Origin of the sequence: Streptomyces sp. NPDC056231, from assembly GCF_048270745.1 — a bacterium.
In the GTDB taxonomy this organism is placed as follows: Bacteria; Actinomycetota; Actinomycetes; order Streptomycetales; family Streptomycetaceae; genus Streptomyces.
The window spans coordinates 122,206-149,182 of sequence record NZ_JBLVKW010000007.1; the positions used below are offsets into that span (position 1 = coordinate 122,206).

At 71.6% G+C, this 26,977-nt stretch carries 18 protein-coding genes; 1 reads left to right on the forward strand and 17 read right to left on the reverse strand.

The features are described 5' to 3' along the window. Window positions 1-212: 212 nt before the first annotated feature. From ACNPQM_RS08950 to ACNPQM_RS08965, 4 genes are all read right to left on the reverse strand, one after another. Window positions 213-1,175: an ABC transporter ATP-binding protein gene (locus tag ACNPQM_RS08950; protein ID WP_418083572.1), complete on the reverse strand. Its 963-nt coding sequence runs from the start codon at window positions 1,173-1,175 to the stop codon at window positions 213-215. Continuing rightward, entirely contained in the window at window positions 1,172-3,991 is a 2,820-nt protein-coding gene (locus ACNPQM_RS08955) for an FtsX-like permease family protein (protein WP_418083573.1), read from the reverse strand. The genes ACNPQM_RS08950 and ACNPQM_RS08955 overlap by 4 nt, the downstream gene beginning before the upstream one ends. Next, a complete protein-coding gene (locus ACNPQM_RS08960; protein WP_418083574.1) occupies window positions 3,988-7,317 on the reverse strand; it encodes an ABC transporter permease in 3,330 nt (1,109 codons plus the stop codon). The genes ACNPQM_RS08955 and ACNPQM_RS08960 overlap by 4 nt, the downstream gene beginning before the upstream one ends. Window positions 7,318-7,505: 188 nt before the next feature. Then, window positions 7,506-7,910, reverse strand: coding sequence for a globin (locus ACNPQM_RS08965; RefSeq protein ID WP_358858693.1), 405 nt, complete (start codon window positions 7,908-7,910; stop codon window positions 7,506-7,508). A 278-nt stretch (window positions 7,911-8,188) separates the two neighbouring features. Between ACNPQM_RS08965 and ACNPQM_RS08970 the strand changes: the two genes are divergently transcribed. Then, the gene (locus ACNPQM_RS08970; protein WP_418083575.1) at window positions 8,189-9,175 is read left to right on the forward strand and encodes a methyltransferase domain-containing protein; all 987 of its coding nucleotides are present in this window, start codon (window positions 8,189-8,191) and stop codon (window positions 9,173-9,175) included. Window positions 9,176-9,184: 9 nt separating this feature from the next. Here ACNPQM_RS08970 and ACNPQM_RS08975 read toward each other — a convergent pair whose 3' ends face one another. From ACNPQM_RS08975 to ACNPQM_RS09035, 13 genes are all read right to left on the reverse strand, one after another. Further along, window positions 9,185-10,378 (reverse strand): FHA domain-containing protein, encoded by a 1,194-nt coding sequence (locus ACNPQM_RS08975; RefSeq protein WP_418083576.1) that lies wholly within the window; start codon window positions 10,376-10,378, stop codon window positions 9,185-9,187. Between the two features lie 87 nt (window positions 10,379-10,465). Further along, window positions 10,466-11,827 carry a vWA domain-containing protein gene (locus ACNPQM_RS08980; protein WP_418083577.1) on the reverse strand — a complete coding sequence of 454 codons (1,362 nt, stop codon included), beginning with the start codon at window positions 11,825-11,827 and terminating at the stop codon, window positions 10,466-10,468. A gap of 93 nt (window positions 11,828-11,920) precedes the next feature. Then, window positions 11,921-13,300, reverse strand: coding sequence for a PP2C family serine/threonine-protein phosphatase (locus ACNPQM_RS08985; protein ID WP_418083578.1), 1,380 nt, complete (start codon window positions 13,298-13,300; stop codon window positions 11,921-11,923). 2 nt (window positions 13,301-13,302) lie between these two features. Further along, entirely contained in the window at window positions 13,303-16,035 is a 2,733-nt protein-coding gene (locus tag ACNPQM_RS08990; protein ID WP_418083579.1) for a tetratricopeptide repeat protein, read from the reverse strand. A 53-nt stretch (window positions 16,036-16,088) separates the two neighbouring features. Continuing rightward, on the reverse strand, window positions 16,089-17,414 hold the full coding sequence (locus ACNPQM_RS08995; RefSeq protein ID WP_418083580.1) for a hypothetical protein: 1,326 nt from the start codon (window positions 17,412-17,414) through the stop codon (window positions 16,089-16,091). A gap of 49 nt (window positions 17,415-17,463) precedes the next feature. Continuing rightward, window positions 17,464-18,495 carry a glutamate ABC transporter substrate-binding protein gene (locus tag ACNPQM_RS09000; RefSeq protein ID WP_418083581.1) on the reverse strand — a complete coding sequence of 344 codons (1,032 nt, stop codon included), beginning with the start codon at window positions 18,493-18,495 and terminating at the stop codon, window positions 17,464-17,466. A gap of 11 nt (window positions 18,496-18,506) precedes the next feature. Continuing rightward, window positions 18,507-19,895 (reverse strand): hypothetical protein, encoded by a 1,389-nt coding sequence (locus ACNPQM_RS09005; protein ID WP_418083582.1) that lies wholly within the window; start codon window positions 19,893-19,895, stop codon window positions 18,507-18,509. Window positions 19,896-20,209: 314 nt separating this feature from the next. Further along, window positions 20,210-21,193, reverse strand: coding sequence for an N-acetylglucosamine kinase (locus ACNPQM_RS09010; RefSeq protein ID WP_418083583.1), 984 nt, complete (start codon window positions 21,191-21,193; stop codon window positions 20,210-20,212). After that, window positions 21,184-22,473, reverse strand: coding sequence for a 6-phospho-beta-glucosidase (locus ACNPQM_RS09015; protein WP_418083584.1), 1,290 nt, complete (start codon window positions 22,471-22,473; stop codon window positions 21,184-21,186). The genes ACNPQM_RS09010 and ACNPQM_RS09015 overlap by 10 nt, the downstream gene beginning before the upstream one ends. Window positions 22,474-22,476: 3 nt before the next feature. Then, window positions 22,477-23,379, reverse strand: coding sequence for a carbohydrate ABC transporter permease (locus ACNPQM_RS09020; protein WP_418083585.1), 903 nt, complete (start codon window positions 23,377-23,379; stop codon window positions 22,477-22,479). A 1-nt stretch (window position 23,380) separates the two neighbouring features. Beyond that, window positions 23,381-24,262 (reverse strand): carbohydrate ABC transporter permease, encoded by an 882-nt coding sequence (locus tag ACNPQM_RS09025; protein WP_418083620.1) that lies wholly within the window; start codon window positions 24,260-24,262, stop codon window positions 23,381-23,383. Window positions 24,263-24,341: 79 nt separating this feature from the next. Next, entirely contained in the window at window positions 24,342-25,679 is a 1,338-nt protein-coding gene (locus ACNPQM_RS09030) for an ABC transporter substrate-binding protein (RefSeq protein ID WP_418083586.1), read from the reverse strand. Between the two features lie 58 nt (window positions 25,680-25,737). After that, the gene (locus ACNPQM_RS09035) at window positions 25,738-26,961 is read right to left on the reverse strand and encodes an ROK family transcriptional regulator (RefSeq protein WP_418083587.1); all 1,224 of its coding nucleotides are present in this window, start codon (window positions 26,959-26,961) and stop codon (window positions 25,738-25,740) included. Window positions 26,962-26,977: the final 16 nt, after the last annotated feature.

The window sequence follows — 26,977 nt, forward strand, 5'->3', positions numbered from 1 at the left end:
CCAGCCGCCCGGTGGCCGCGGCCGCGGTTGACGAGCGGTCCGAAGACGGGCTGGGCAGCGCGGCTGCGCTCCATGTCGGCCCAGTACGCCTCCGGGTCCTTCGGCCAGCCGCTGGCCAGTCAGCCGCTGTCGCCGCCCTGAGGGGCGCGCACGGCGAGGCAACACGGGGCCACCTGGCCGGAGCTCCCTGGGGCCGGCACCAGCAACTCCGGTTACGGGTGCGGCTGGTCGTCCGGCCACACCCCGATGTGGTCCTGCTCCAGCTCCAGCATCACGCGGTGCTCCATCCCCAGCGTCTCGGTGTAATCGGCGGGCAGCTGCAGCCGCCCCGCGCGGTCGAGCATCGCGTACTCGCGGGCCACCTGGGACTCCTGGCCCGTCGCCGCATCCACCTCCGTACGGCGCAGCACCTCGGACGACGTGCGGCCGTCGCGGATGGCGACCGTACGGCGGACCTCGCTCGCCACCGCCTGGTCGTGGGTGACGATCACGATGGTCGTCCCCAGCTCCTCGTTGGCCCGGCGGAACGCGGCGAACACCTGCTCGCCCGTCGCCGAGTCCAGCTCGCCGGTCGGTTCGTCGGCGAGCAGCACCGAGGGGTTGTTGGCGAGCGCGACCGCGATCGCCACCCGCTGCTGCTGGCCGCCGGACATCTGCGGGGGCCGCCGGTCGCGGCAGTCCGCGACCTCCAGCATCTGCAGCAGCGACTCGGCGCGCGCGGCGCGTTCGCGGTTCCGGCCGCGGCCGCGCAGCTGCATGGGCAGCGTGACGTTCTGGACGGCGGTGAGGTAGGGGAGCAGGTTGCGGGCGGTCTGCTGCCAGACGAACCCGACGACGTCCCGGCGGTAGCGGAGCCGTTCCTTCGTGCCCATCGACAGCAGATCGCAGCCCGCGACCTTCGCCGACCCGGCCGTCGGCACGTCGAGGCCCGCCAGAATGTTCATCAGGGTCGACTTGCCGCTGCCGGACGCCCCGACGAGTGCCATCAACTCGCCCTCGGTGACCAGCAGATCGAGGCCTTGGAGGGCCTGCACCTCGACTCCGTCCGCGGTGAAGATGCGGACCAGCCGATCGCAGGCGATCAGTGCGTCGTGCCCGTACGAGGGCCGGTTGCGGCGTGCGGCGGCCCGCTGTTCGAGCTCCGCCAGCGTGGTCTCGGTCGTCGATGACGTCATCGCGTGTCTCCTGCCCTGAGTTCGGTGATCGATCCACGGCGCCCGGCCCACCAGGCCTGCACGGCTGCCACGGCGGCGGCGAGTGCGACCACTCCGAGCGCCGGAAGCGCCAGCGACCACGGGTCGGCCCGCAGCGGAGCGGTGTCGAGAACGTCGGATCCGGGCCCGCTGGACAGCGCCAGCTGGACGAGGTCGACGCCGGGTGCCAGCAGGGCGATCGTCGCCCAGCCGACGAGAAGCCCGCCGACCGCGGCCAGCAGTGCCTGCGGCATCGCCTCCAGGCCGAGGAGCCGTCGGCCCTGCCGGCGAGTGAGGCCCATGGTCCGCAGCCGGGCCAGCAGCGCGCTGCGTTCCGGTGCGGTCTGCAGCAGCGACAGCAGTACGGCGAGCAGCGCGTAGCCCGCGCCGGCCGCGATCGCCGCCGCGTAGATCCGCTCGGCACCCGACTGCATGGGGGTGTCGACGAACGCCGCGCGCTCCTCGGACCGCAGCACTACGAAGTACGTCGAGCCCGCCCGGTGCGTGGCCGCGCGCAGCGCCTGCGCGTCCAGGGAGTCCCCGGTGACCAGCAGGGTGGTGGTCTGCCGCTGGGTGAGGGACGCGGCGTCGACGATCACGAAGTTGTCGTTGTCGACGGCGGGCGTACGCGGCACCGTTCCGACGACCCGCACCTTGAAGTTCCCGGCCAGCGACTTGATGTCGCGGGGCCGTTCGCCGAGCTGCTCGGCCACGGTCGGCGACGCCAGGACGGGCAGCACTCGGTCCTCCGACGGCGGCGTGCCCTTCACGGGCGCCGCTCCGGTGGCCTTCAGCCGGTCCGCGGGGAACGGTCCGAGACCGGTCGCGCGGGCCAGCCTGGCGTACGTTCCCGGATCGACGCCGATCAGCGCGGTCTTCGCGTCGGTGCCGAGCCTGCTGGACGGCAGCGCAACGCTGTACTCGATCTGGACCGGCGTTACTTCCCGTACGCCTCGGGCCTTCCGTACGTCCCGGACCAGCTGGTCCGGCAGCGGCATCACGTCGCCCTCGCCGCTGATCCGGGCGTCCGCACCGGTGGCCAGCACCGCCGCGTCGTCCCGGGCGCCGGCGACCCCCGCCAGCACCGAGCCGCCGAACGCCGCCGTCGTCAGCGCGACCAGCAGCGCCAGCAGCGCCGGTATGCCGCTCGCCGACGCGCGCCCGGCACGGGCCAGTGAGAGGAAGCCGACCGCGCCCCGCAGCCGTGCGATGGAGCGGGAGGCGAGCCGTAGCGGCAGCGGGTACAGGCGGGCGAGGACCAGCGCCGCGATCAGCCCGACCAGCACGGGAGCGGCGCTGACCAGGAAGTCCGTCCCACCGTCCGCGGAGGTACCGCGGCGGCGCAAGGCGGCAACCGCGCCGACGGCCAGCACCAGCAGGGTGAGCTCGGCGACCGTGCGCCGCCGCGACGGGCGGGCGGTCATCATGTCGTCGCGGGCGCCGTGCAGCAGCGGTCTGCGGTGACCGAGCGTCGTATTCAGCGGCAGGGCAGCACAGACCAGGACGGCGACGGCTGCGGCCCCGATGGCCGCGGGCCACAGCCGGGCCTCGCCGACGGCGGCAACGGCGAGCAGCAGACCGAGCGCCGCCGCGGGCAGCGTCGTCACCGCGGTCTCGGCGAGCAGCCGCCCGCCGATGCCGCGCAGCGATCCGCCTCGTGAACGCAGCAGAGCCAGTTCGCTGTGGCGGCGGGCGGCGAGCAGGCCGCCCGTCATCAGCAGGACGACGGCGGCGACGGCACCGATTCCGACGGCGGCGACCGTGACGACCGGGCTGATCGCCGAACGCATCGCGTCGTAGTCGGTGAGGACCTGGTCCAGATCGGTCCTCAGTGTCGCCGCCGGACCGGCCAGCGCACGCAGCTTCAGCAGCTCGGGGCCGTTCTCCAGAGAAGCCACCCGGGAACGCAGCCGGTCCACGTCGAGCGCGGTGAGCCGGTCGGCGTCCGGAGCGATCCGCCAGTACGGCTCGGGTGTACCGGTCGTGGCGAGCAGCGCGGGCGCCGCGTCCGGCGGCAGCAGCAGGGCCGCCATCCAGTAGTAAAGAGGGTCGGTCTTGGTGGGCTTCGCGGCCAGCGCCGGAGTGCGCAGCAGGGGCTCGAACGACCAGTAGACGGCCTCCGGAAGCTTCGGGGCGACGATGCCGGTGATCCGTACGGTCAGCGGACGATCGCCCAGGGTCGGTACGGCGATCGTCGACCCCACCTTGATCCGCAGGGCCTTCGCGGTCGCTTCGGTGACCGCGGCCTCGACCTCCGTGGAGGCCGTGGTGACCTCGCCGTGGACGGTGGGCCAGGCGCCGTCGCGCAGCGTGGCGTGGGCCGGCAAGGCCGACGGGGTCACGTACGTCAGCTCGGGGTCGAGGCCGTTGGGCCGGGGCAGCCATTTCTCCCCGGCGGCGATCGTCTGCGTCGTGTGGATGCCGTAGGAGGACTGGGAGGCGTCGGCGCGCACCGGCTCGGGCAGCCCGGCGATGACCTTGTGGTGGACCGCGCCCAGCGCTGCCCCGCGCACTGCGGCCTCGCGCTCCGCGTCCACCCCCAGGGCGGGTGGCGGAGCGCTCAGCTCCAGCACGCTGCGCGTGGGGTTCTCGACGGTCAGCTTGTGGCGCAGCCCTTTGTTCTCGTACGCGTCGACGGCCCGCGGGAATGCGGCGGCGAGGAACGCGGTGAGCAGCACCAGCAACGCGAGCGCGCAGGCGGCCCCGGGTGCGGTACGCAGCCGGGTGCGAACCCACGGGGCACAGGCGCCGGCCCGGGCGATGGCTGCGGAACGACCGCTGTCGGAACGCGGACTCATGTCAGTTGTCCCCCCTGGTGGCGCAGCGAAATCGCCGGGTCGGCGCGGCGCAGGGCAAGCGCTGCCACGATCAGCAGCGGCAGCGCGGCGACGCCCGCCAGCAGCGCGACGACCTGCCCGGCCGGCAGCTGCACCAGCACGGGTGGCACCGGCTGGGCGGCCTGCCCGGTCAGCACGATGAGTGGCACGACGGCCTTGGTCAGTACGGCCCCGAGCGCGAACCCGACCAGCAGCGCGATGGCGATCAGCACGCTCTGCTCGGCGGCGACCATCCGGGCCAGCCCGCGGCGCGGCGCACCCAGCGCGCGCAGCACGGCGAATTCGGCGGACCGTTCGCGCTGCGACCCGACGGCGCTCACCGCGAAGCCGACCGCTGCCAGCGCGGCGGCGACGACGGCCACCGCGAGCAGCGCGGACTGCGGCCCTGCACCCAGCGGGTCGCCAAGCAGGTCCTGGGCCACCTCGTCGCGGACCATGACCTGCGCCGGGTCGGTGTCGGGTTGTTCACGGAGCGCGGCGGCGACCTTCCCGGCCTGGCCGGGGTCGGTGCTCAGCCACCATTCGGTGGCGGTGAGGACGGCGTTCGGGCGGTCTGCGAGGACCTGGCCGAGGGCCCTGAGGTCGATCAGCAGCGCGCCGCCGTCCCGGAGCCGGGACGCCTCGACGGCGGCTGCGGTGATGGCGGTGCCGGGCCCGGTGGTGGGCAGCTGACGGACCGACCGCACGATCTTCACCCGGACCGTTTCGCCGGCCAGCGTGACCTCGACGTCCTGGCCCACCTTCGCCCCGGACGCCTTGAGATAGGTGTCGTTGGCGATTGCCTGAACTGCCGGGGCCTTGGCGCGGGCTGCGGCGATCCGCACGTTGATGGCCGGCACCCCGTACACCAGATCCCTGGTCGGAACGAACCCGGTGGCGTATTCGGCCGTCAGCGGGGCCTGGTCGGACGCGGCCGCGTGGATGGGGCCGCGTGCGTGCGTCTCGTTGAAGAGGTTGGTGGTCAGGCTGCCCTGCCAGCTGAATCCGGCGGGGACGGGGACCGGCTGCTCGGTGCCGTCCGTGGTCACGGTCCGCAGCCGGTTCACGGAGAACCGGTGCGTCTCGCCCCGGTCGACGGGCTGACTGCCGGTCAGCTCGAACCCGGTCACGGCCAGCTCACTGGCGGCCGTCACCGCGAGCGACACGGGGTGCGCCCTGCCGTCGGCCGGTACGGCTCCGACGAGAACCCGGTACGGAATGCCGTAACGGTCCTCCAGCGCCATGGTGACCTGCGGGGCCATGTGGGACGGCGACGCCCGGTGCGGCGCCGAGGCCACGGTGGTCTGCAGGTCGAACCGGATCTCCCTGCTGCCCTTCGGCAGCAGCAGCCCGGCCCGCGCGCTCTTCGGCGGTGTGATCGAGTCGAACAGCCCGTCCGCCGACCCGTCGGCGAGATCGCCGCGCATCAGCATCCGCTCGTCGGCGTGCGCGGTGTCCAGGGCGATCACGTCGGCCGCGCGGTCGCCGGACAGGTCCACCGTCGTACGGAAAGCGGGCGCCGCCTCCCGTACCCCCGGCAGCTGTGCGTACGAGCCCGCCTTCGACGGATCGCTGGAGACCTTGCCCACCACGCGTACCGACGCACCGGCCCTGAAGTCGGCCTGATCGCTCTGCGAACGGTTCCAGGACGCGCTCTGCCCGATCGCCAGCATGCCCATCGCAGCAGAAAGGACCAGCAGCAGCACCGGTCCGGCGCCGCGCAGCGGACGGCGGCTGAACTGCCAGCCGGCCAGCGCGGTGGACAGTCCCCGGCCGCCCGCCGCACGACGTTCCGCCAGCTTGGCCGCGGGCGGCAGTAGCCGCAGCGTCAGTACGGTGCCCGCGAGCAGCAGCAGCGCGGGCGCGGCGACGAGCAGCGGATCGATACCGAGACCGCCCTTCCGGTCACCGCTGAGCGCACCGCTGCCGGAGCCACCGGTCTGCCGGTCGAGCTGCCAGTAGGCCACCGCCGCGATCAGCAGCAGCCCGATGTCGGCGCCCGCGCGCACCGGTCCGGGCAGCGCGGCGGCCCGGCTGCGGCTGCGCACCCCCGCGCTGGCGGCCAGCGCGGGCGCGACGACGGCCAGCGCACAGGCCAGCGCGACGGCGGCGGCCACCAGCCACACGGTGCCGGTCGTGCCCTCGTCGAGCCGCAGCCCGATCCGGGTCAGCTCACTGCGGTCCGCGAGGAGCCGGGTCAGCGGCCCGGCCAACAGCGGGGCGATGACGGCGGCAGGCAGCGCGAGCAGGAGCGCCTCGATCGCGGCGAGCGAGGTGATCCGGCCGCGCGAACCACCGCGGGCCCGCAGCAGTTCCGTCTCCCCGCCGCGCTCACTGCTCAGCAGCCGGGCCACGAGCAGCAGCGCGTAACCGGCGAGCAGCACCAGCTGCACGGCGACGATCATCAGGGTCGAGCGGGAGACCAGCAGCGCCCGGTCGATCTGATCGAGGACGGTGGGCAGTGAGGTCTGCACGGTGGCCCCGGTTTTGAAATCCGGGGTGGCGAGGAGCGATTTCGGGCCCTTGGTCGCGGCGGTGTGCAGCGCGTGGATGCGGTCCGTGGTGACGGTCCGGAAGTCGGCTGAGGCCAGCCACGACATCTCGCCGGGGCTGATCGGCCCGGAGGCGAGCACGGCGGGATCGGTGAGCAGTGGACCGTACGTGGTGAAGACGACCTTGCGGACGCCACGCCCGCCGAGTTCGTCCAACTGCCAGTACGGGTCGGACTGGTCGACCGCTTCGTAGAGGCCGGTGATCAGGATCGGCTGCTTGGTGCCGTCGGCGAGCCGGGCGGTGAGCGTGAGTCGCGCGCCGGGCTTCAGCTTCAGCACATCGGCGGCGGCGGAGGGCAGGGCCACCTCGACGGGTTCGCCGTTCTTCCCGCTCTCGGCACTGGGCATGCGGCCCGCGGTGAGACGGACGCGGCTGGGCTCGAGCGAGGCGAACCGGGTGAGATCGGGGTAGTCGCTCCGGGCCGCCGGAGCCTGAAGGCTGCGCGGCAGAGCGTACGGCCCCGAGGCCTCCAGCTTCCGTACGGTCACCGGCAGGCCGTCGAACGTCTCACGGGCGGCCTTGCGCGCGGCCGCGTCGGCCGATTCCCGCTGCTCGCGCTCCACCTGCGCGGAGATGACGAGCGACGCGGACGCGGCGGAGCGGTGGGTGAGCGTGTGGCGCATGGCCGCGTCGCCGATGGAGCCGGAGAAGGCGGTGAGTGCCGCCAGTACCGATGTGGTGAGCATGACGGCCAGGACGGCTGCGGCGAGAAGGAGCCGATGCGCCCTCACCCGCAGAAAGACGAACCCCGTCACATGGCCCCCTCGGCACTGTTGTCCCTCACGCCCCCCGACGTTCCCGGAATGCTTTCAGAGCGCACCCGCTGCTGGAAACCGCTTACGAGCACACCTTGATGGGATCGTGACCGTTATCCGGTTGCGGAGCACCGCATTCCGCACCGGGGCATGCGTGATTGGGGGATAAAAGGGACGGGGCTGCGCCGTCAGCCCTCGGTGTTCACCATCGAGGCGGCTGCGTACGTGAGGTAGTCCCACAGCTGCCGCTCGTGCTCCGGGGACAGTCCGAGTTCGTCGAGAGCCACCCGCATCCGGCCCAGCCAGGCATCGTGCGCGGCCCGGTCCACCCGGAACGGGACGTGCCGCATCCGCAGCCGGGGGTGACCGCGCTGCTCGCTGTAGGTCCGGGGGCCACCCCAGTACTGGATCAGGAACAGGGCGAACCGCTCCTCGGCAGGCCCCAGGTCCTCCTCCGGATACATCGGCCGCAGCAACGGGTCCTCGGCTACCCCCTGGTAAAAGCGGTGGACCAGGCGCCGGAAGGTCTCCTCGCCGCCGACCTGCTCGTAGAAGGTCTGCTCCTGAAGCGTGCCGTGCGGATTCTCTGTCACCCGTCCATGGTCGCAGACGCACCGGCCGAGGACCCGGGTCCTAGGACCCGGACCCGGCAGACCCGGACGGCTCAGTCCTTCCGGGGCACTCGCCTGTGCCGGTACCGCCGGGAAAGCAACCCGCCGGCGAACGTCGCCGCACCCTCGCTCAACACGACCGCACAGGCCGTCGGCGTACCCATTCCCCACCGGGCGAGCCGCACAGGGAACCGCATCCCGAGGGCCGGCCCGCCGTCCGCCTCGTCGCTTCCAGGGAGCGCGAGCGGGAGAGTGGAGGTATGGGCCCACATCTGGATCAGTTCGCGGAGGCCGGCGCCGAGGCCCGGTGGGCGATGGTGCGGGGGATTGCCGAGGGCGGGGCGCTGGAGGACCCCGCCTGGCGTGCCGCGTTCGAGACGGTGCCCCGCCATCTGTTCGTGCCGTACTACTACGTGACCGGGACCAGCGGGCCCGAACGGCTCTGGTGCGAGGACCCCGACCCGACCCGGCAGGCCCGGTGGCTGCACGGCGCGTACGCCGACGCGGCGCTGGCCACCCGGATCAGGGACGGCGAACTCGTCTCGTCGAGCAGCCAGCCGTCGCTGATGGCCCGGATGCTGGAAGAGCTCGACATACGGGACGGCCACACCGTTCTGGAGATCGGCGCGGGCACCGGCTACAACGCCGCGCTGCTCGCCCACCGCCTCGGCGACGACGCGGTGACCACGATGGACCTCGACCCGGAGATCACGGAGTCGGCCCGCAACCATCTGTCGGCGGCGGGCTGTCACCCGGCGGTGATCACCGGGGACGGGGCGCGCGGCTGCCCCGAGCGGGGCCCGTACGACCGGATCATCGTGACCTGCACCCTGCCGTCCATACCGGAGGCCTGGCTGGCGCAGTGCAGGTCCGAGGCGCGGATCCTGGCACCGTTCGCGACCGGTCTGATCCTGCTGCGGGTAAGCCCGTCACCGCACGGCCCGTATGCCGAGGGCCGGTTCCTGCACACCCCCGCGTACTTCGTGCCTCTGCGCGGGGTGGTGCCGCCGCCGGTGCGCCACCCGCACACCGGCGGAGTGCCGAGGCGGGTGGCCGAGAACGAGTTGTTCCGGTTCCTGCTGGCGCTGACCGGCACCACCCTCGACCCGCGTGAGGCCCTCTCCCTCTGGCAGCGCGAGAAGCGTCCCGAGCGGGAGAGGTTCGGCATCACCGTCCGCGACGGGCGGCAGTGGGCCTGGCTGGACGACCCCGAAGGGCCGTACGCCTGGCCACTGATCGCCGGCTGAGAAACCCGGTCAGTCGCGCTGGATGGTGATCGTCGTCCACGCGCCGACATGCACCTGGTCGCCGTCCTGGAGCGGTACGGGGACGTAGGGCTGGATCGGGTCCTCGGCGCCGTTGAGCGTGGTGCCGTTGGTGGAGTTCTGGTCGACCACGGCCCAGCTGCCGTCGGGCTGCTGCACCAGCACCGCGTGCTGGTGCGAGACGCCCGGATCCTCCGGCGGCACGGACAGATCGACGTCGGGGGACTCGCCGGTGCTGTGCCGGCGACGGCCGATGGTGACCTGGTTGCCGGTGAGCTGCAGGCGCTGCTCCGGGGAGTACGCGGGCAGATTGAGCCCGGTCGCCTCGGGGCCGCTGCGCTGCATCATCGCCAGGAAGTACTCACGGTCCGGGGCGATGACCGCCGTCCAGCCCGCAGGCGCCCGGTTCTGGTCCGGTCCCTGGTTCGGTCCTTCGCCGGGGCTCTGGCTCCGGAACGGCTGTTGCGTCGGCACCTGCTGCTGCGAGGGCGGTGGCAGCATCCAGTCGTCCCCCGTGGCCTGCGGCCGCGGCGGCGCGGGCGGGCCGGGCTGTTCGAACGAGGGCGGCGCGCTCTGCTGCTGGAACGACGGCGGAGGGGGCGGGCCCTGCTGCTGGAACGACGGCGGAGGCGGCGGAGCCTGCTGCTGGAACGACGGCGGGGGAGGCGGGCCCTGCTGCTGGAACGGGTGCGGCGGCTGCTGCGGGCCCGGTGCCGGGGGCTCGGGGGCGAGCGGCTCGGCCGACCGGTTCACCTGCGAGGGCCGTGAGCTCTGGTACTCGTACGGATCGCGCTGCTGCGGCGGCACGGGCGGCCCCTGCTGCGCCTGGAAGCCGGGCGGCAGGTTCAGACCGGGCACCGGACCGCCGGGGCGGGGCCCGCCGCCCCCGCCGTGCTGCGGGGCCAGCGGGGTGTACGACGTCGCCGTGTTCGTGAGGAAGTTCCAGCGGCACTCCTCGCAGAACGGCGCCATCGCCTCACGCGGGGTGCGGCACTGCGGGCAGAGCTCTGCCTGCTGGGTGGCATCGGAGCCGGGGCCCTGCGGGCGGCTGTATCCGGGCGCGGGCGGCGGTGGAGGCGGCGGGGGGACTGCACCCGCAGGCGCGCCGGCCCCGGCCATACGATGGCCGCAGACCTCGCACCAGTCCTCGGAACCCGACTGGTGTCCGTTCGGGCAGGTCGGCATGTCGGCGCTTCCTCCTCTCCTCGTCCGGCCCCGGGGGCCGTCATGTCTTGTCGCTTCGCCACGTCGCTGAGCTGCGCGGCCCTCGTGTTATTTCTTCACGCGGACGGTCTTGGTGGAGCGCGTTTCGAGGGTCATCTCGTCGGCCTCCGCGACCTTCGCCTTCAGTCGCACAGTACCGGTCGCCGCATCGACGACGTCGACCACCTTCGAAAGCAGTTTCGCAGTGTCCTCGTTCCCGGACGCCGATGCCAGCTGCACCGCACGGCCGAGTTTCGCCGTCGCTCCGTCGAAGTCACCCGACTTGCGCGCATCTAGTCCCTGCTGGATGACTTGTGCCAGTTCCGCCTGGCCGGTGTAGTGCGCGACCTGCGGATTGATCGAGGTGGATGCCACCATGTCGTCGGTCCACACCGCCCGTACCAGCGCCTGCGAGAGGACCTGCGGGGCCGCCGCCCCCGACGGGTCGGGGAGGATCAGCGAGACGCGGGCCGCGAGCATCTCCTGCCCGATCCCGGCCTCCGGCACCCGTACACACACGTGGTAGTCGCGGGACTCGTCACCCCAGGAACCGGTCGGGTAGTCCCCCGCGCGCGGGCTCGCCTCGGTGCGGCGGTCGGTCAGTTCGGCGACCGTCGGCGCGACCTGCTTCACGAACTTGATCTCGACCCCGACGGGCGTCCACAGGCGCAGCGCCACGTCCGCGACCTCCTTGCCCATCGCGTTCTCCATCATCTGCGTGAAGTCCGCGGCGAGCCCCGCCGGGTCGGCGACGATGTCGGCCGTGCCGAGCAGCGCCGAGGCTATGCCTGTGACCTCTTTCACCTCCCAGTCGGTTCCGACACCGCGGGCGTCACAGGTGAAGCGGCCCGCACACGCGTCGAGCGCGGCCCGCAGATCCTCCGGCGACTCGTGTTCGTTGCGGCCGTCGGTGAGGAGGATGCCGTGCCGGATGTCGACGTCGGCGGCACCGAGCAACCGGTCGGTGAGCCGCAGCCAGGTGCCGATCGCCGTACCGCCGCCCGCGCTGAGCCGGCGCAGCGCCTCCTTCGCCTGGGCGCGGGTCTGCGCGCCGGCCACGGCGAGGCGGCCGTTGCCCGGATAAACCTCCTTGGCGATGTGCGTACCGCCGACCACGGCGAACGAGGTGCCGTCGCGCAGGGTGTCGATGGCCGCTGCCGTCGCATCACGGGCGTTGCGCATCTTCGTCGGCGGATAGTCCATCGAACCGGAGCAGTCCACCATGATCACCACGGCGGCTTTCGGCCGCCGGCCCGGCACCTGCGCGGGCGGGAGAGCCGCACCGGCCAGCGGGACGCCACCGGTGGTGCCACCGCCGGTCGAGACGACCGTGACGATCGCGTTGACCTCGCGCCCGCCCTCCGGCAGATATTCGTTCTGATACACCTCGACGGAGAACTGCGGCACGTGGGACTTGGAGAAGTTGGCCATCTGATCGGCTCCTGGCAGAGGTGGCAGAGCTGGCAAAGGTCGCGGCGGACACGAGGGCAGGCAGTACCGGACGTGGGGCCTTCAGAGGTGCTCTTACGCCGATCCTGCCCCTGGTGACGGCACGGCGAACGGCAGCAGAGCCACTGTTACGTTGTCGTGGCCCCCGCCGTCCAGCGCGTGACCCACCAGCACCTGGGCGCCGTGCAGCGGTCGTTCGTGGGCATCGGCGGGTACCGCGGCGGCCATCTCGTCCGCCGATTCCGCGTAGTTCCACAGCCCGTCCGTGCACACCACGACCAGACCCGGCCGGTCCGGTTTGAACGACGCGGTGTGCGGCTCCAGTTCGTACGCATCGGCGCCGAGCCAGCCCGTGATGGCGTGGGCGCGCTCGTCCGCGTACGCCTCCGCCTCGTTCATCAGGCCCGCCGACACCATCTGCGCGGCCCAGGAGTCGTCCTCGGTCAGGCGTGCGGGCGGGTGAGTGCGGTCGTCCGGCACCCAGTAGACGCGGCTGTCGCCGACCCAGCCGACAACCAGGAGTCCGCCGGCGCTGATCGCGCCGACGAGGGTGCACGCCGGGGCGTTCGTGTGGTGGTGCGGATCGTGCTCCCTGGCCCGGCCGTCGTCGTGGGCCAGGGAGTTGACAGCCTCGGCCGCCACGACGATCGCGTCGTGCATTGCCTGCTGCGGGTGGGCGCCGCGCGGCAGCGACTCCAGCAGCGCCTCGTTGGCGGCCGTCGCGGCGGCGGCCGAGGCCTCGTCGGGGCGGCTCGCCGAGGAGACGCCGTCGCAGACGATCGCGACGACGGCCGGGGAGCCGTCGGGCAGGGCGGTCGTCGACACCGCGAACGAGTCCTCGTTGCGGTGATGGCGCAGACCGCGGTCGCTGACGGCTGCCACCGAACCGAGCTCCTGCTCCATGTGGTCGCGCTCGCGGGGCTGGGCATGGCCGCAGTGCTCGCAGTAGCCGTCGGTGTCGACACGACCGGCGCGGCAGGCCACGCACAGTTTGCTGCCCGCCGTGCGTTCCTGCTCCGGGGCGGAGCCGGTGGTACGGGGATCGGGAGCGACGGGTGCCGCGGGCGCGGCCAGTTCGAAGTCGCCCGACCCGCCCCGCCGGTCGAAACGGACTCCGGCGGGCGGACCGGCCGGGGCGGGCGGCTCGGACCGGTCGGCGGCGGACGCGGCCGGCCACTCCACCGAACCGGAGGCCGCCGCGGTGTGCCCGCCCGGACCGGCCACCGGCGCACCGGTCCCTTGCGCACCGGTCATGGGCGCACCGGTCCCTTGCGCACCGGTCATGGGCGCACCGGTCACCGGCACGGTGATCGCGATGGTCGGGCGGTCCTCCGGCGGTGCGGGTACGACCGACAGGTCGTACCCGCACGCGCCGCAGAACAGGTCGCCCGATTCCAGCGGCTCCTCGCAGTTGGGACACCTCGACAAGGCGGTCTCCTGGTGCATCCGCGACATCTTCACACCCACGTCCGGGGGCGGAAACGGTTGGCCCGCTCCACCAGTTCGATCCTCTCGTCGCCGCGCTGTGCCAGCCGGGCGAGCATCCGGTACGAACGCTCCAGGCCGAAACGCAGGCCGCGTTCGTCCAACTCACTGCCGAGCAGCATGCTCGGCCCGGCAGGCCCCTGCGACTGCGACGGCGACTGCGGTGCCGGCGACTGGGCCGTGGGACTCCCGGAGAGTACCCAGTCCAGCGCCGTCCCCAGCACCTCCGTCGACAACTGCTCGCGGCGCACCGCGTCCAGCCCGAAACTCTGCAGCCCGGTCACCTGGTCGGCGGCCGCCGTGAGATCGGCGATCAGCGGCTCGTGCGGGGCACGCTCGCGCAGCCGGGCCCGTACGGCGGCGACCCGGGCCGCCGTGTAGTGGATCGACGCCTCGGGCACGGACTCCAGCGTCCGCACGGCCCCGGCCCGGTCCCCGACGGCGATCTGCACCCGGGCCAGACCGAACGCGGCGCTGACGAAGCTCGGATCGGTCGCCCACACCAGGTGGTAGTACTCGGCTGCGTTGTCCAGCTGGCCGAGGACCTCCGCGCAGATGCCCAGCGCCAGCTTGGGCGCGGGCTCACCGGGGAAGGCGTCGTAGACCGCGTCGAACGACAGCGCCGCGGTCGCGTTGTCCCCGGTCACCAGCGAGGTGATCCCGCGGTACCAGACGACCCGCCAGTCGTCCGCGTGCAGCGCCTCCAGACCCGTCAGCGTCTGGACGGCGGCACCGGGTTCGTTCAGCTCCAGGCGGGCGCGCAGCTCGCGCAGCCGGGTCTCCAGCGAGGCGGCGGGAACCGCCTGCAGTGCGGTGATCAGTTCGGAGGGTGCAGACGTCATCACACCGGCGAGGAATCCCGCGTTCGGGTCGTTCGCGTCAACCCGGGGGACGGGCAGCGCGAGCGAAGTGGCCCGCGCGTCGAGCCCGGCCAGCCGGGGGCCGGCCGAGGCATACGCGTCAGGGCCGGCCGGCGCCGGCCGCGGCGCCGGAACGGCCGCCCTGGGCGGCTCGTACGGGAGAGCGGCCGCAGTGCCGTTACCGCCCCGGACGTGTGTGGGAGGCGCCGACAGCAGGGCAGCCCCCGGAGCCCGCTGCCCCGGTACACCCGGCACCGCGTGCCCCACCGCCCCCGGCGCAGCCGGAGCCCCGGCGGCCGGAGCAGCCGCGAGAGGAGCCCCGGATCCAGCCGTCCTCTTCCCCTTCCGCCGCCCGGTCGGCTCCGCCCGTACCCCGAGCCGCGACACATCGCCCGTCAGCTCGGCGAACAACTGCGTGTCCGTGACCCGCAGTTCCGTACCGAACAGCGTCGACAGGGCCGGCCGCGGACGCCCCGTCTGCAACGCCACGACCTCCCGCAACACCCCCGTCAGCTGCTCCGCCATCTCCGAGGCCGAGGCGAACCGCCGCGCCGGATCCGGGTCCGTGGCCCGGACCAGGAGCCGGTAGAACGACTCGTACGTCCGGAAGACCTCGATGTTGTCCGGGTCCGGCAGCGAGTCCACGAAGACGTTCGTGTACCCCTGGAAGTCGAAGGTGAGCACCGCGAGCGTCCGCGCCACCGTGTACAGATCGGAGGCGACCGACGGTCCGACCTCCGCGACCTCCGGCGCCTGATACCCCACCGTGCCGTAGATGGCCGACTCCTCGTCGTCCATCCTGCGCACCGCGCCCATGTCGATCAGCTTCAGCTGGTCCTCGGTCTGGATCGCGTTGTCGACCTTGAAGTCGCAGTACAGCAGATTGCGGCTGTGCAGATGACCGAGCGCCTCCAGCGCCTCGATGCCGTACGCGCAGGCCTGTTCGACGGGCAGCGGATCCCGCCTCCCGGCAGCGGTGCGGCGCTCGTTCGCGATCTCCTTGAGCGCCTTGCCGCCCACGTACTCCATGACGATGTAGCCGTCGAGCGAACCGGTCCGCTGATCGAGGTGCTCGACGAAGTTGTAGATCCGGACGATGTTGGAGTGCTCGATCTCGGCGAGGAAGCGGCGCTCCGAGATCGCGGCCGCCATGGCGTCCTGGTCACCGGTGTCCAGCAGCCCCTTGAGGACCACCCAGCGGTCCGAGACCGCACGGTCCACCGCGAGATAGACCCAGCCGAGCCCGCCGTGCGCCAGACAGCCCGCCACCTCGTACTGGCCGTGCACGATGTCGCCACCCCGCAGCTTCGGTACGAAGGAGTACGGGTGGCCGCACTTGGTGCAGAACCCCTCCGTCCGTCCCGGCTGTTCGCCGCGCGACCGTCCCACCGGGGCCCCGCAGTCGGAGCGCGAACAGAACCGCTTCCGCTCCGGCACCTCCGGGTTCTCCATCACCGCGGAACGCGGGTCGGGCCGCGGCACCTCCGGCACCTGAACCAGGCCGGCGCCCAGCCGGTTGCGCCCGGAAGCGCTCGACGACGCGCCGGAGGAACGCACCGACACCGAGCGGGCCGTGGAGGTCCCCGACAGGGACCGGGAGAGCCGCCCGGAGACCGAACGTCGCGAGGTCGACGAGCGGGACGAGGAGCGCGACGACGCCTGTGAACTGCTTCGCGTCGAACTGCTGTTGCCCCCCTTGCCGACCGCGATACCGGTGGGCGGCGAGCTCACCATGCCCACTGGCGAGACGACCGGGGCCAGACCGCAGGTGTCGCAGTACAGCTCACCGTCGCCCATGTCCTCGTAGTTGCCTTCGCACGCGGGACGCTGGCACTGCGTACTCATGATCGGTCCCCCTGTTCGCCCCGCCGCCGCGGCGGCCCGTTCACCTTGCGCGCTCATCGCCGATCCTCCGGTGCGGACGACCGGCGGACGTCCAGCAGTTCCGCCACCGCCTCCTGATAGCGCAGCACCGCCTGCCCCGCGACCCGCAGATCGCACGGGGCGCTCCACAGCATCCGGCGCGCCGCGTCGTACCGCTCGATCAGCAGCGGGTCCTCAGCCAGCCCGTGCCGGGCGACCTTCGCCTTGTACGCGTCGAGCCGGCCACGCAGCTCCGCCCGGACCGCCAGTGGCGCGGTGACCGCCGACAGTGACTCGCGGGCCCGCAGCAGTTCGTCCTCCGCCTCCCGTTCCAGCGACTCCAGCAGCGGGGAGAGCCGGTGCCACTGGGCGTGCCTGCGGTACTCCGACGCGGCGGCCAGCCGCTCCTGCAGCGCGGTCGGCGGACCGCTGACCGCGGGCACCTCGGACGCGGCGATCTTCGCCAGCACCTCGCCGCGAGCCGACCGGGCCTCGGCCAGCGTGCGGTCCGCGCGGGAGAGCACGTCGCGCAGGTGGACCAGGCGCTGCTCGGCGTCCTGGCGGACCGCGATCACCGCCTCGATCTCCCGCCGCACGTCGTCCAGCGCGCGGGCCGCCCGGTCGTAGCGCGTCGTGTCCGGACGTCCGCCGCCGGGCGCCGCGCTGCCGGGACCCGGCAGCCAGAACGCCAGCGGGTCGGAGATCACCTGGACCCGCAGCGTGGCCAGCTCCTGGGTGATCGACTCCAGGTCGTCGCCCGCCGGGTGCTCTCCGGGACGCACGCCGACGGAGTGTGCCAGCGAACGCGTCCGGTGCAGCTCGGCGGCGAGCAGATCTATCCGGGCGGGCAGCGCGGACCATACCGAGTCGGAGGCGACGACCATGTCCAGCGAGCGCGCGTACAGCTCGTTCATCCGGGCGACCAGCTCCTCCAGCGTGAACCGCTCGGAGAGTCTGGCCGGACCGGTGATGGACGGATCGGGCCGGGTGGCGGTGGACGCCACCGTGACGCCCTGGCCGCGCAGAAGCTCGGTCAGCGCCAGCAGGTCGTCACGGTTGGGGAAACGACGCCTGGCCCGTATCTCACGTGCCGCGTCGATCGCCCCGGCATAGGCGTCGAAATACCCCCACAGCAGCGTGATCGACTGCTCGGTGGCGGCCCAGCGCTCCTTGGTGACACCGGTCAGATCGGCGCCCTCCAGGAGCCGGCGGCCCGCATGGTCCTGCAGGGCGAGGAGCGAGGTCTCGATCGCCTCGTGCTCCGCGCCGAGCCGGGCCAGCGCACGGTCCGCCTCGTCCCGGTCCATGACCGGGCCGGGGGGCCTCCCCGCATAGCCGGGGAAGGGGCCCGCGACGCCCATCGATCACCTCTTCGCTCTCCCCGCCGGGCGGACCCGGCGGGATCAAGGACTAATTGCTCCGGTACTTGGGCGCAGGCGGCGCCGTTATGCCGGGCAGTCCGGTCGCCAGCCACTTCCGGTACGACACCATCCAGGGGCTGTCCGCACCACCCCTGCGGTAGTCGACCAGTACGTGGTTGACCCGGGCCACCAGGTCGTTCGCGCCGTGCTTCGTGGCCACGCCGTAGTACTCGGTGGTGAACGGCTTGTCGCCCTTGAGGGCGATGGCCGGATCCTGGGCGGCCTGTCCCGCAGCCAGCGCGTTGTCCGTGACCACAGCGTCGACCTCGCCCAGCTGCAGCCGGACCAGGCAGTCCAGCTGGTTGGGGACGGTGAGCCGGTCCTCGTCCGCCTCCGTGCCGTCGTGCTCGTCCTTGAACACCGCGCCGAAGGACTGTTTCTCCAGCGCCTCGTACGCCGTGGAGCCCTCCGCGGTGCAGACCCGCTTGCCGGCCAGGGACTTGTCGTATCCCGTGATCGGCGAGTCCTTCGGTGCGAGGACCTGCTGCCCGGCCTGGAAGTAGGCGGTGGAGAAGGAAACCTGGTCGAGCCGGCTGCAGTTGATCGTCATCGTTCGCACGACGACATCGACCCTGTCGTTCTCCAGGGCGGCGATGCGCTGGTTGGTGGGGATCGCCCGGAAGATCACCTTGTCGGGGTCGCCCAGGATGTCCTGCGCGATGGCTCGCACCAGATCGATGTCGAAGCCCTCGAGCCTGCCCGTCTCCCGATTGCGGTAGCCCCAGCGGAAGCTGTTCTGGTCGACCCCCGCGATCAGCCTCCCGCGCGCCTTGATCTTCGCGATGCTCGGTCCGTCGGCGATCGACGGCTGCAGGCTCGCCTCCGGGTCCTTGCAGTCGCCGGCCCGGACGGGCACCGCCGTCGCCGTACCCGGCCCGGAGACACCGACGTCGAAGGAGCCGGCGCCGCCGCGCGAGAGCGGCAGCAGGGTGAGTGAGGCCGTCAGCGCGCAGGCCACGGCCATCCCCGTCACCCCGCCCCAGCCGCGCAGTCCGGCCCGGGCGGAACCAGTCCTGGTCATCGCTCCCCCTCTCACCGGTACTCCGACAGCCTGCGGTTGACCCCGATGATCGCGGCGACCGCGGCCAGCGTGGCGAGAGCCGCCGCCCCGGCCGGCAGCCCGCCGAGCGCCCCGCGCCCGCTCTTCGCGGCCCGGGTGAACTCGCCCTGCTCATGGGCGAGTGCCTGCTGCAGCGCGTCGTCCACCTCGTTGAAGGACTCCCCGGTGGAGTCCTTCGCCCCGATGATCTGCTTCAGCGCGCTCTCGTAGTCGCCGTTGTCGTCGGTCTTGCGGGCGGTCCGGTGGCGGGTCTGCCACTCGGAGACACCGCTGATGGCGTGCGCCACCGGCCCGCTCCCCTGGGAGTCGTCGGCGAGCTTCCTGGCCGTCCTCAGCTCATCGCCGAGGGCCTTCATGCCCGTGGTGTAGTCGGTCTCGTACTTGTCGTTCTTGCCGTCGGCGGTGAGCACCGCGCCGCGGGCGACCACGGTCAGGAGCTCATTGGCGCGTGCCTTCAGCGAGTTGATCCGTGCCTGGTTGAGCACATCGAGCGACTGCTGCCCGTGCACATCGGCGTCCCGCAGTTCGGTGCGTGCGACCGTGTGTCCCACGGCCAGCCACAGCATCAGCACCGTGGAAGCGGCGGTCGCGGCGAGCAGCCCGTGATTGAAGACCCGGTTCGTCCTGCGGTAGTTGCGCCGCTGCGCCCAGAACAGCCCGCCCAGCGCGACGGCACCGAGACCCAGCGAGAAGAACGGCCAGGCCCGGGCGGAATCGTAGTCCTGGTCGAGCCGTCCGGTCTCCGCTGTGTAGAGCCGCTCGGCGGCGGGGAGGAGCTCCTTGGACATCTTCTGGTTCGCGTACCGGAGGTAGGCGCCGCCGAGCGGCAGCCCCTGCCGGTTGTTGGCGCGGGCCCGCTCGATCAGGCCGGTGTACCGGGGGAGTTCCTGGTTGAGCGTGGCGATCTCCTGGCCGGACGGCGACGCGGCGTCCGTGGTGGACGCCGCCTTCACCAGCAGCCGGGACGCGTCCTTGATGTCCTTGTCGTACCGTTCGCGGACATCGCGCGGCTCCTGCGCCCCCGCCAGGAATCCACTGGCAGCCGCGGTGTCCGCATCGGCCAGGGAGCGGTAGATGTTCGCCGCCTCGGCGCTCAGCGGCTGACTGCGGCTCACCACGTCGTCTGCGGCGGCCGCCCGGTCGGAGACCTCGATCGCCGTCACGGCCCCGAACGCGACGACGAGCGCCGCCAGCACGGCCCCGATGATCTGGAGCCTGCCCGGTTCGGTCGTCGCCGCCGCACGCAGCCGCGCCGACGGCTCGGACCAGGCACCGCGGCGCGGCGCGGGCACGGAAGCGGGCGCGGGCGGCTGGGCCGGCACGTGGTCCGGCGCCGTGCGCACATTCGGCGGGTATGTCACGTGACCTCCCCCTCGGTCGCTGACGGTGGCCATTCCCCCGGCCGATCAGGGGACTGGCACCCGGCCAGAAGTATGGCCGCAGGGACCGACATCCACACCAGGAACGCCTGGATCGCATCGATCCTCGGATGCACCACGCATTCGATCAAGGCAGGCGCCGCCGATCAAGACGAATCGGCGGAACAACCCTCGGTGCGGACCGATCTCCCCACTCATGAACACGCTCGGGACGACTGATCGGTTCCCTTGTGCAAGGGGCGTCCTGCGGTGTGATCAACCGCAGGACGCCCCCTCAGTGCCCGTCTGCCGAGGTGTCAGCCGTACTGCGCACGCAGCATGCTGTGCACCTCCGGCGCAGCCCCCGTGTGGTCCAGCCCCAGCAGGCCGGCCCCCAGCACCGGCGGCTCCTGGACCACCCGGACCACCGACTTCGGGGCCCGTGCCGCGAGGAGTTCGGCGATCCGGTCGTCCAGCTGCGGGTGGCGCGCCGCCAGCACGCTGCCGCCCAGGACCACCGGTGCGTCCTCGTCCAGCAGCCCGAGGCGGGTCAGCGCGACCGACGCCATCGCGACGACCTCCTCCGCCAGCCGGTGCACGAGGCCGCGCGCCACCGGGTCCCCGGCCGCACCGGTCGCGAACAGCACCGGTGTCAGCTCGTGCCGTCGCTCGAACTCGATGTGCCCCAGATGCAGCGCCTCGATCAGCGCGTACATCGAGTCGAGCCCGAAGTGGGCAGGCAGGGTGCGCGCCAGTTCGGTCGGTTCGCCGCGCCCGTCCTCGGCCCGCGAGGCGAACCACAGGGCCTCCTCGGCGAGCCCCGAACCGCCGCCCCAGTCACCGGAGATCCGGCCGATGGCGGGGAAGCGCGCGGTCCGCCCGTCCGGCACCATGCCGACACAGTTGATCCCCGCGCCGCAGACGACGGCCACGCCCCGGGGCTCGTCGACCCCGGCACGCAGTATCGCGAACGTGTCGTTGCGGACCTCCACCGTGCGGCCCCAGTCACGGGCCTGCAGCGCCGCGGCGAGCGCGTGCTCCTCGACCGGGAGATCGGCATTGGCCAGACACGCCGACACATGCGCGACGGAGTCCACCGGCTCGCTGAACACGCGTGCTTTCGCCAGCGCCTCCCCGATCGCCGCGGCCAGGACGTCCACGGCCGCATCGATGCCGACGGTCGGCGGCTGGAAGCCGCCTCCGCGCACCGAGCTCAGCAGCGTTCCGTCCGGTCCGATCAGGGCCACATCGGTCTTGCTGTTCCCCGCGTCGATGGCGAGGACCGCAGCGTTCACGCCCACGCGAGGTGCTCCCGGTTGTGCGCGATCAGCTTGTCGGTGAGCGCCTCGGCGTACTCGAACTGGCCGATCAGGGGATGGGCGAGCAGCGCCTTGAAGACTGCGTCTCTCCCACCCGCCCGACCGGTGGCCCGGCCGCCGCGCAGCGCCGCTTCCAGGGCGAGGTCCTCGTACGCCGTCACGTTGGCGATCAGCCCCGCGTACAGCGGGTCCAGCTCCGGAACGGCGAGCGGCGTCGCCCCCGTGCCGTCGACCCGGGCCTGCACCTCGATCACCGCGTCGTCCGGCAGGAACGGCAGCGTCCCCCTGTTGTAGGTATTGACGACCTGTACCGCCGCGCCGCCGGAGCCCAGCAGCGAGGACGCCAGGTCCACGGCCGCCTCCGAGTAGAACGCGCCGCCGCGCTTGGCGAGCAGCGCGGGCTTCTCGTCCAGCGCCGGGTCGCCGTACATGGCGAGGAGTTCCTTCTCCATCGCGGCGACCTCCGCCGCCCGGGACGGTTTGGTGCCGAGCTCCCGCACGACCTCGTCGTGGGCGTAGAAGTACCGCAGATAGTACGAGGGGACGACGCCGAGCCGGTCGACGATCGCCCGCGGCATGCGCAGATCGTCGGCGATCGCGGCGCCGTGCTCGGCGAGCAGCTTCGGCAGGACGTTCTCGCCGTCAGGGCCGCCGATCCGCACTCCGAGCTCCCACGTCAGGTGGTTGAGCCCGACATGGTCGAGGTGCACCTCACCTGGGGTGACGTCGAGCAGCCTGGCGAATTTCCGCTGGAGGCCGATGGCCACGTTGCACAGGCCGACGGCCTTGTGGCCGGCCTGGAGCAGCGCCCGGGTCACGATGCCGACCGGATTGGTGAAGTCGATGATCCACGCGTCGGGGTTGGTGCGACGGACCCGCTCGGCGATGTCGAGGACGACCGGGACGGTGCGCAGCGCCTTGGCGAGACCGCCGGCCCCGGTGGTCTCCTGGCCGATGCAGCCGCACTCCAGCGGCCATGTCTCGTCCTGGTTGCGGGCGGCCTGACCGCCCACGCGCAGCTGCAGCAGGACCGCGTCGGCGTCGGCGACGCCCGCGTCGATGTCCGAGGTGGTGACGATCCGCCCCGGGTGGCCCTGCTTGGCGAAGATCCGCCGGGCGAGACCGCCGACGAGGTCGAGACGGTCGGCCGCCGGGTCGACGAGCACGAGCTCCTCGATGGGCAGCGTGTCCCGCAGCCGGGCGAAACCGTCGATCAGTTCAGGGGTGTAGGTGGACCCGCCACCAACTACTGCGAGCTTCATGGGTCAGCCCTTTACTCCGGTCAGTGTGACGCCTTCGACAAATGCCTTTTGAGCGAAGAAGAACACGAGGATCACGGGGGCCATGACCAGTACGGTCGCGGCCATGGTCAGGTTCCAGTCGGTGTGGTGTGCGCCTTTGAAGGATTCCAGGCCGTAACTGAGTGTCCAGGCGGCCGGGTTCTCGGAGGCGTAGATCTGCGGCCCGAAGTAGTCGTTCCAGGCGTAGAAGAACTGGAACAGTGCGACGGCCGCGATGCCTGGTCTGGCCATCGGCAGCACCACCTTGAGCAGGGTGCGTACTTCGCCGCAGCCGTCGACCTTCGCCGCGTCGAGGTACTCGTTCGGGATGGTCAGCAGGAACTGCCGCAGCAGGAAGATGGAGAACGCGTCACCGAAGGCCATCGGGATGATCAGCGGCCAGAGCGTGCCGGACATGTCCAGCTGCTTCGCCCAGAACAGATACATCGGAATGACGACGACCTGCGGCGGCAGCATCATCATCGAGATGACGAGCATCAGCGACAGCCGGCGGCCGCGGAAACGGAACTTGGCGAGCGCGTACGCCACGGGCAGTGACGACGCAACCGTGAGGACGGTGCCGAGTCCCGCGTACAGCAGGGTGTTCTTCCACCAGGTCAGGAAGCCCGGCGTGTCGAACACCTTGCGGTAGTTGTCCCACTCGAAGGGGTGCGGCCACAGATCCCTGGTCAGCGCCTGCTGGTCGCTCATCAGAGAGGTCAGGAACAGGAAGACGAACGGCAGCACGAAGAAGAGTGCGGCCGCGACGCCGAGCGCGTGCACGGCGATCCAGTTCAGCAGCGCCTTGCGGCGTGCGACGCGCTCGGCCGGGGTGACCGGTCCGGCCGACGGGCCGGCGGCCTTGAGGGTGTCGAGAGCCTGCGCCACGTCACTCACCTGCCTGGATCAGCCCGCTGCGGCGTCGCATCAGCAGTGCGGTGAACGCCATGGCGAGTACGAAGAGAACGAGCGCGACCACACAGGCGGAGCCGTAGTCGAAACGCTGGAAGCCGAGGTTGTAGACGAGTTGCGGAAGCGTCAGTGTCGACTTGTCGGGATAGCCCGGTTCGAACTGCTGCCCGGAGCCGCCCATCACCCCCGAGGCGACCTTCCCGGCCACGAGCGGCTGGGTGTAGTACTGCATCGTCTGGATGATCCCGGTGACCACGGCGAACATCACGATCGGCGAGATGTTCGGCAGTGTGACGAAGCGGAACCGCTGGTACGCGGTCGCCCCGTCCAGCTCCGCCGCTTCGTACTGCTCCTTCGGTACGTCGAGCAGCGCGGCCATGAAGATCACCATCAGGTCGCCCACGCCCCAGACCGCGAGCGCGGTCAGGGCCGGCTTGGACCAGGTGGCGTCGGTGAACCAGCCCGGCGTGGGCAGCCCCAGATCGCCGAGGAGTGAATTGACCGGCCCGGTGCCCGGGTTGAGCAGGAAGACGAAGCCCAGGGTCGCCGCGACCGGCGGCGCCAGGTACGGCAGGTAGAACAAGGTCCGGAAGACGCCGGTACCGGTCTTGATCTTGGTGATCAGCAGACCGACGCCGAGACCGAAGACGACCCGGCAGCTGACCATGACCACGACCAGCCACAGCGTGTTCCGCAGGGCGGGCCAGAACAACGGGTACTCGTTGAAGACATACGACCAGTTCTTCAGCCCGTCGAACTCCGGGGGCGCGAAGCCGTCGTACTGGGTGAAGGAGAAATAGACCGTGGAGATCAGCGGATAGGCGAAGAAGACGCAGAACCCGATCAGCCACGGCGACATGAAGGCCGCCGTCCGCAGCGCCGCGCGGCGGCGCTTCGAGCCCAGTGTGTACGTGCCCGTACGTGTGCTCATCGCGGTTCTACTTCGCCTGTGCGATCGCCGCGTCGATTTCCTCGGCGGTCTTCTCCAGACCCGCCTTGATGTCCGTCTGCTTGCCCTTCTCGATGTCGAATCCGAGGTTCTGCAGGGACACCAGGTACGCGCCGCCGTTCACCGAGGGCGGGGTGGTGGTGCTCTTCGGGTTCGCGGCGATGTCCAGGAACGTCTGGAACCGCGGGTCGTACTTCAGCTTCGGCGACTTCAGCGCCGCCAGCGTGGACGGAACGTTGTGAATGGCGTTGGCGAAGTCGACCACCGCGTCGGTGTCGGTGGTCATGAACTTCACCAGCTCCCACGCCGCGTTCTGCTTCTGCGAAGTGGCGGCGATACCGGCGATGGTGCCGGTCAGATAGCCCTTGCCGTAGGTGTCGGCCTCGTTGTCGGCGACGGGCATCGGGGCCACGCCGATCTCGAACTTCGGCTTGGTGTCCTCGGCCATGCCGAGCCGCCACTCGCCGTCCAGCTGCATGGCCACCTGGCCGGTGTGGAACGGGTGCTTGGCGCCCCACTCGTCACCGAACGTGGTGCGGAACTTCTCCAGCTTCGCGTAGCCGCCCAGGTCGTCGACCAGCTTCTTCTGCGTGGTCAGCATCGACGCGAACGCCGGGTCCTTGGCGATGTTCGATTTGCCGTCGCCGTCGAAGTACGTCGGGTTCCAGCCGCCGAGGTAGTGCTCGGTCGTCGTCTCGTAACCGTGGTAGTTCGGCATGAAGCCGAGCTGCTCGTACGAGTCGCCCTTGGTCTTCGTCAGCTTCTTCGCGTCCGCGGCGAGTTCCGACCAGGTCTTCGGCGGGGAAGCGATACCCGCGGCCTTGAAGGCGTCCTTGTTGTAGTACAGCCCGTACGCGTCCCCGAGCAGCGGCAGCGTGCACCGGACCCCGTTGAACTGGGTGTACTCGTTCATCGCCTTCGGAAACGTCCTGTCCGCGTCGATCCCGTCCTTCTTCAGGAAGGAATTCAGGTCGACGAACGCCTTGGACGAGCAGAACTTGCCCACATTGTTCGTGGTGAACGAGGAGACCACATCCGGGGCTTTGGAACCGCCCGCCCGCAGCGCCTGGTTGATCTTGTCGTCGGTCATGTTGCCGACGACCTTCACATGGATGTTGGGGTGCGCCTTCTCGAAGGCGTCGACGGTGGCCTGAATTCCCTTGACCTCGTTCGGGGCACTCCAGCCGTGCCAGAAGGTGATGGTCGTCTCCTTGGACGCGTCATCGTGGGCACCGGAGCCGCTCTGACCGGTACAGGCGGAGGCGAGAAGGGATATCGCGGCGGTCGCGGCGAGCGCGGCGGCCGTCTTCCGGCGGTTTCCGGACATGGCGGTGTCTCCCGATGAAGGGTTGGGGCAGGGAAGGGACGGACGTGCGGCGGGCGGGTCAGCGCGACGTGTCGAAGACTTCGTCGCGGGTGGTGGCGAGGGCGCTCTCCAGCGCCCCGCGCAGTACGGGCCGGTGCGTGACGCCACCGATGATCAGCCGGGGCCTGGAGGCCGCCAGTTCGGCGAGCTCCGCTTGCACCCGGGCGCGCAGCGGTTCCCCGCCGGAGGCGATCAACTCGCCGGAGAGAACCACGAGTTCGGGGTCGAGTACGGCGACCATGGAGGCCAGGCCGGTCGCGAGGCCGGTGGCGAACAGATCGAGGAGCCGGGCGTACGGGCCGTCCTCGCCCTGCTCCGCGGCCGCGGCGGCCCGGGTGATCAGGCCGGCCGCGACCTCGTGATGGGTACCGGTGGCGCGGGCCGGCTCGGCGTCGATGCCGAGCTCCCGGGCCAGTCGGGGCAGCGCCTGAGCGCCCGCCAGCTCCTGAAAGCCGCCCGAGTTCGCCTTGGCGACCTGACGGACCAGCGGGACACCGGGCACCGGCAGGAAACCGACCTCACCGGCGCCGCCGGTGAAGCCGCGGTGCAGCCGTCCGCCGATGACGAGGGCGGCGCCGAGCCCCTCCTCGTTCCACAGCAGGACGAAGTCGTCGTGGCCGCGGGCCGCGCCGAGCCGCTGCTCGGCCACCGCGACGAGGTTCACGTCGTTCTCGTACTCGACCGGCATCGGCAGGAAGGCGGCCAGCTCGTCGAGCAGGGTGGGGGAGTGCCAGCCGGGCAGGTGGGAGGCGTACCGCAGCCGCCCGGTACCGGGGTCGAAGGCGCCCGGTGTACCGATGACGACCCGGTGCACATCGGAGCGGGTGAGCCCGGCGTCCTTGATGGCCCCGTCCAGCGCGTCCGCCACCTGCCGCACCACACTGTCGGCGCGCCGTCCCGGGGTGCGCAGCTCGAACTCGCCGACCGTCTCACCGGTCACATCGGCAATGGCGGCGACGATCCGGTGGGCGTTCACATCGAGACCGGCGACATGGGCGGCACGGGCGTTCACCGCGTACAGCTGGGCATTGGGCCCCGGCCGCCCGGCCACGGTCCCGGTGGCGACGACCAGACCGGCCGCCTCCAGGCGGGCCAGCAGCTGCGACGCGGTGGGCTTGGAGAGTCCGGTCAGCTTCCCGATCTTCGTACGCGAGAGGGGTCCGTGCTCCAGCAGCAGATCGAGGGCGGCCCGGTCGTTCATGGCCCGCAGGACGCGGGGGGTTCCGGGTGTCGTTCCGGCCATGCGTGCTGCACCCGCC

What these genes read in the sequence shown, in the direction of transcription:
- ACNPQM_RS08950 (WP_418083572.1), bottom strand. Translation starts at nt 1,175, where the DNA reads ATGACGTCATCGACGACCGAGACCACGCTGGCGGAGCTCGAACAGCGG.
- ACNPQM_RS08955 (WP_418083573.1), bottom strand. Translation starts at nt 3,991, where the DNA reads ATGAGTCCGCGTTCCGACAGCGGTCGTTCCGCAGCCATCGCCCGGGCC.
- ACNPQM_RS08970 (WP_418083575.1), top strand. Translation starts at nt 8,189, where the DNA reads ATGGGCCCACATCTGGATCAGTTCGCGGAGGCCGGCGCCGAGGCCCGG.
- ACNPQM_RS08975 (WP_418083576.1), bottom strand. Translation starts at nt 10,378, where the DNA reads ATGCCGACCTGCCCGAACGGACACCAGTCGGGTTCCGAGGACTGGTGC.
- ACNPQM_RS08980 (WP_418083577.1), bottom strand. Translation starts at nt 11,827, where the DNA reads ATGGCCAACTTCTCCAAGTCCCACGTGCCGCAGTTCTCCGTCGAGGTG.
- ACNPQM_RS08985 (WP_418083578.1), bottom strand. Translation starts at nt 13,300, where the DNA reads ATGTCGCGGATGCACCAGGAGACCGCCTTGTCGAGGTGTCCCAACTGC.
- ACNPQM_RS08990 (WP_418083579.1), bottom strand. Translation starts at nt 16,035, where the DNA reads ATGAGTACGCAGTGCCAGCGTCCCGCGTGCGAAGGCAACTACGAGGAC.
- ACNPQM_RS08995 (WP_418083580.1), bottom strand. Translation starts at nt 17,414, where the DNA reads ATGGGCGTCGCGGGCCCCTTCCCCGGCTATGCGGGGAGGCCCCCCGGC.
- ACNPQM_RS09000 (WP_418083581.1), bottom strand. Translation starts at nt 18,495, where the DNA reads ATGACCAGGACTGGTTCCGCCCGGGCCGGACTGCGCGGCTGGGGCGGG.
- ACNPQM_RS09015 (WP_418083584.1), bottom strand. Translation starts at nt 22,473, where the DNA reads ATGAAGCTCGCAGTAGTTGGTGGCGGGTCCACCTACACCCCTGAACTG.
- ACNPQM_RS09025 (WP_418083620.1), bottom strand. Translation starts at nt 24,262, where the DNA reads ATGTCGCCGTGGCTGATCGGGTTCTGCGTCTTCTTCGCCTATCCGCTG.
- ACNPQM_RS09030 (WP_418083586.1), bottom strand. Translation starts at nt 25,679, where the DNA reads ATGTCCGGAAACCGCCGGAAGACGGCCGCCGCGCTCGCCGCGACCGCC.
- ACNPQM_RS09035 (WP_418083587.1), bottom strand. Translation starts at nt 26,961, where the DNA reads ATGGCCGGAACGACACCCGGAACCCCCCGCGTCCTGCGGGCCATGAAC.